This window comes from Bacillus sp. C30, assembly GCF_040838255.1.
Lineage (GTDB): Bacteria > Bacillota > Bacilli > Bacillales > Bacillaceae_G > Bacillus_A > Bacillus_A mycoides.
Window position 1 is genome coordinate 1 of the sequence record NZ_JBFPJH010000580.1, and the last position, 3931, is coordinate 3931.

The 3931-nt window shown below is 36.4% G+C and carries 7 protein-coding genes and 1 pseudogene; all 8 read left to right on the forward strand.

Annotated elements, in window-relative coordinates:
• Positions 1 to 300: pseudogene (locus AB3X49_RS23055) on the forward strand (phage portal protein); the annotation flags it as partial.
• Complete coding sequence (locus tag AB3X49_RS23060; RefSeq protein ID WP_367964978.1) at positions 284 to 1066, forward strand: head maturation protease, ClpP-related; 783 nt, start codon at positions 284 to 286, stop codon at positions 1064 to 1066. The pseudogene AB3X49_RS23055 and the gene AB3X49_RS23060, both read left to right, overlap by 17 nt.
• A gap of 19 nt (positions 1067 to 1085) precedes the next feature.
• Entirely contained in the window at positions 1086 to 2246 is a 1161-nt protein-coding gene (locus AB3X49_RS23065; protein WP_367964980.1) for a phage major capsid protein, read from the forward strand.
• A gap of 12 nt (positions 2247 to 2258) precedes the next feature.
• The gene (locus AB3X49_RS23070; protein ID WP_367964982.1) at positions 2259 to 2552 is read left to right on the forward strand and encodes a hypothetical protein; all 294 of its coding nucleotides are present in this window, start codon (positions 2259 to 2261) and stop codon (positions 2550 to 2552) included.
• Between the two features lies 1 nt (position 2553).
• Complete coding sequence (locus tag AB3X49_RS23075) at positions 2554 to 2907, forward strand: phage head closure protein (protein ID WP_367964984.1); 354 nt, start codon at positions 2554 to 2556, stop codon at positions 2905 to 2907.
• A gap of 1 nt (position 2908) precedes the next feature.
• Entirely contained in the window at positions 2909 to 3253 is a 345-nt protein-coding gene (locus AB3X49_RS23080; RefSeq protein ID WP_367964986.1) for an HK97 gp10 family phage protein, read from the forward strand.
• On the forward strand, positions 3250 to 3579 hold the full coding sequence (locus AB3X49_RS23085) for a hypothetical protein (protein ID WP_367964988.1): 330 nt from the start codon (positions 3250 to 3252) through the stop codon (positions 3577 to 3579). Before AB3X49_RS23080 ends, AB3X49_RS23085 begins: the two co-directional genes overlap by 4 nt.
• Positions 3580 to 3931, forward strand: a 352-nt coding sequence (locus AB3X49_RS23090; RefSeq protein WP_367964990.1) for a major tail protein, incomplete at its 3' end; no start/stop codon positions are given.

Below are 3931 nucleotides of genomic sequence, written 5' to 3' on the forward strand. Positions count from 1 at the left end.
GTGAACCCTTTGTTAAAAAAGATTTCTGATGAAGCAAACGTTAAATTCTTTGAAATGAATGAGTATCTTGAAGGACAAAAGATTGAAGTTAAAGCTATTTCTTATCAAAGTATATTTGATCTTGCGACAAGCATCGATAAACTCATTTCTTCAAGTGCATTTACGGGAAATGAAATTCGATTAGAAGTAGGATATGAAGTTTCTGATGATCCTAACTTAAATACCCATCATATTACGAAAAACTATACGAAACTAACTGAATCTGAAGGAGGTGATAAACAAAATGACAGTGAAACTTGATATTAAAGGTCCAATCATTTCTAATGATGAAGCTTGGATTTATGAGTCATTTGAAATGGATGCTACTTCTCCAGGAACAGTAATGGCAAAGTTAAATGAAGCAAACGGTGAAGATATTGTTGTAGCTATTAATAGTCCAGGTGGTTATGTATATGAGGGGTCAGAAATATATACAGCTTTAAAAACTTATTCGGGACATGTAGAAACACAAATCGTTGGTTTAGCCGCAAGTGCCGCATCTTTTATTGCAATGGCTGGTGATAAAGTTCGAATTGCACCAACTGGACAAATCATGATTCATAATGGGTCTATGTGGAATCATGGTGATCATCAGGAAATGAAGAAAGCTGCCGATATGCTAAGAGTAGTAGATAAATCCATTGTAAATGCTTATGTCATTAAAAGTGGAAAGTCGGAAGATGAATTACTTCAAATGATGGATGAAGAGACTTGGATGAGTCCACAACAAGCATTAGAGAATAATTTTGTGGATGAAATTATGTTTATGGAGAATCCAGTGAAAGTTACAGCTTCAAGTGCTGTCTCTACGATGCTTCCACAGAAAGTAATCGATGGTTTTAGAAACGGAACACTTAACAAAGGGAAAGCTGAAGGGATTACAAAAGAAGATTTAAACGCTGCATTATCAGGGTTAAAAAGTGAAATCTTGAATGATTTACAAATGAATACAGAAACAAAACCAAAAGAGCCAAATCCGAAACCTGTTAAGAACAGTGGGATTAAAGGGCTCTTTTTAAAATTATAAAAATTGGAGGAAACACATAATGACGATTACATTTAATAAATCTGAAGCATTTAGTAAGGCGAAAGCAAAATTAACGGATGCTTTAACAAACGCTGAAAGTACAGAACAGGAACAATCAACTGCTTTTGAAGGTTTCTTTGATGCCATGCAAACGGATGTAGTCAACACAGTCCGTAATCAAGTACATGACGAAATGTTAGATCGTTCTATTCTGCAACAACGCGGTCAAAATGTATTAACGGCAGCGGAAACAAAGTTTTTTAATGCGGTGGTACAAGAAGGTGGATTTAAAGACGGTTCAACCCTTCCAGTAACGACACAAGAACGTGTATTTGAAGACTTAGTGAAGGACCATCCATTATTGGGTACTCTAGGTCTACAAGATTTAGGAGCTGTAACTAAGTTCATTTATTCTGATGCAACAAAAGCATATGCATGGGGCGAGTTATTCGGCGAAATCCGAGGGCAAGTAAATGCAGCGTTCCGAGAAGAAAAAATTGGTCAACTTAAATTAACGGCATTTGCAGCTATTCCAAACGATATGTTAGAACTTGGACCAGAATGGGTTGAACGCTATGTCCGAACTTTATTAGTAGAATCTTATTCTGTTGGTTTAGAATTTGGTTTTGTAAATGGCGGTGGATCAGTAGCACATCAACCTGTAGGTTTAATGAAAGATGTAAATGCAACTACAGGTGCGGTTACTGACAAAAAATCATCTGGTACATTAACATTTGCGCCTTCTGAGCATGGTGAAGTGGTTGCTGGTGAACTTTATGAAGTTGTAAAAGCTTTATCTGTGGATGATAAAGGGAAATCTCGTAAAGTTTTAAATAATATTGTAATGGTTGTAAACCCTGTGGATTCAATTGGTGTACAAGCACGTAATACAATTCAAACGGCAACAGGTCAATGGGTAATGGCATTGCCTTATAACATCCAAACAGTTGAATCTGAGGAAGTACCAGTTGGTAAAGCATTATTCTTTGTAAAAGGCCAATACATTGCGGCAATTGCTGGTGGTTACAAGCTTAAAAAGTTCGATCAAACGTTAGCGATTGAAGATGCTACGCTTTATACAATCAAACAGTTTGCGAATGGTAAACCAAAAGATAATAAAGCTGCTCTTGTATATGATTTAAAGATTTCATTTACACCAGCACCACCAGCAACTAAATAAGGAATGATGTGAATGGATACAGCAATTTCAAATGAAATAGTACAGCAATTCAAAGATAGGATGCACTTGGGTGATGAGGAAGACGACAACCTAAAGCGTATCCTTTCTACATCTACCAAAGCCTTACTTAGAGTTTGCGGTGATTATGATTTAAATAATAACGAGGAGTTCAAGGAGTTAGTCTTTGAACGCTCTCGTTATGTGTATAACGATGCCTTAGAGTATTTTGACAAGAATTTTTTAAGTCAGATTAATAGTTTCAGCATTGAAAAAGCTTTAGAAGAAATTGTATTGGACGGTGATTAAAATGCGTCCTTTCCAATACAAAAAGCCATTAAATACAGGTGATTTTAGGAATCGAATTAGCATGGAACAACCTGTAGTAATAAAAGATGAATTGAATCAGGAAGTTGAAACAGGTAATTGGCAAGAAGTTAAAAAAGTATGGGCGATGATAAAAACGGTAAAAGGTTCGGAGTACATTGACGCTTCGGCTTCACAGTCCACACGAATTTATCGGTTTGTAGTTCCTTATACAACAGGAATTACAGAATTAATGCGAATTAATATGAAAGGTCGTATCTTTGATATTATCGAACCGCCAATGAATGATGATGAAATGTATCAAACATTGACTATTATCGCAAAGGAGCATGTTTAGTATGAACGATTTTGCGAATGAGCTTGCTAGGGAATTACAAAGATATGCAAATGTTGTGGAAGAAGAATTAATGACCGTGCAAGAAGAAGTTGCTGATGTTGCTGTTGGTAAGTTAAAGCAAAACAGTCCTAAAAAAACAGGTAGTTATCGTAATGGGTGGCGCAAGAAAAAAGATGGAAAATCCGTTGTTATTCATAATACAAAGGGACAGTTAACACATCTTTTGGAAAATGGTCATGCAAAAGCGAGTGGCGGACGCGTTCCAGCTCAAGTGCATATTCGTCCAGTTGAAGAGTATGTAATTGACGAATTGCCAAGACGTATCGAAAGGACGATTGGGCAATGACATTAGGTGAATTAACGGAAATTCTTGAAGCTACAGGTTATCCTGTGGCTTATTCGCATTTCATAGCAACACCCGGTAATCCAGTTCCAGCGTCACCATATATTTGTTTCCTTGTGGATAGATCGGCAAATTTAATGGCTGATAACAAGGTCTATCACAAGGTAAATGATTTAAATATTGAGCTTTATACAACTAGAAAAGATTTAGCTGCGGAAGCAAAACTTGAAAAGTTCCTGGACGATTATGAGATTCCTTATGATTCATACGAAACTTTTATTGAATCTGAAAAAATGTATCAAAAATTATATGAAACGAGGTTGATATAAATGAATGAAAACAAAGTTGCTTTTGGTTTAAAGAATGTCCATTATGCGCTTTTCGATATTAAAAATGGTGTAGTTACCTTCAGTACACCGATTCCATTACCAGGTGCGGTTGAATTAACATTTGATCCACGAGGGGATTTAATGGAGTTCTATGCAGATGACATGCTTTACTATGCAGCAAGTAATAACCAAGGTTATGACGGAACGTTATCTATTGCAACTACTCCGGAACAATTTGCTATCGATGCATTAGGTGAGCAATTGGATGAAACAGACGGTGTATTAAATGAGTTAGCTGATGCAAAAGGCAAACCATTCGCGCTGTTATTTGAGTTTGATGGTGATTCGAAAG

Bases quoted from the DNA above. Each gene is read 5' to 3' on its own strand.
- AB3X49_RS23060 (WP_367964978.1), top strand. From the start codon at position 284: ATGACAGTGAAACTTGATATTAAAGGTCCAATCATTTCTAATGATGAA.
- AB3X49_RS23065 (WP_367964980.1), top strand. From the start codon at position 1,086: ATGACGATTACATTTAATAAATCTGAAGCATTTAGTAAGGCGAAAGCA.
- AB3X49_RS23070 (WP_367964982.1), top strand. From the start codon at position 2,259: ATGGATACAGCAATTTCAAATGAAATAGTACAGCAATTCAAAGATAGG.
- AB3X49_RS23075 (WP_367964984.1), top strand. From the start codon at position 2,554: ATGCGTCCTTTCCAATACAAAAAGCCATTAAATACAGGTGATTTTAGG.
- AB3X49_RS23080 (WP_367964986.1), top strand. From the start codon at position 2,909: ATGAACGATTTTGCGAATGAGCTTGCTAGGGAATTACAAAGATATGCA.
- AB3X49_RS23085 (WP_367964988.1), top strand. From the start codon at position 3,250: ATGACATTAGGTGAATTAACGGAAATTCTTGAAGCTACAGGTTATCCT.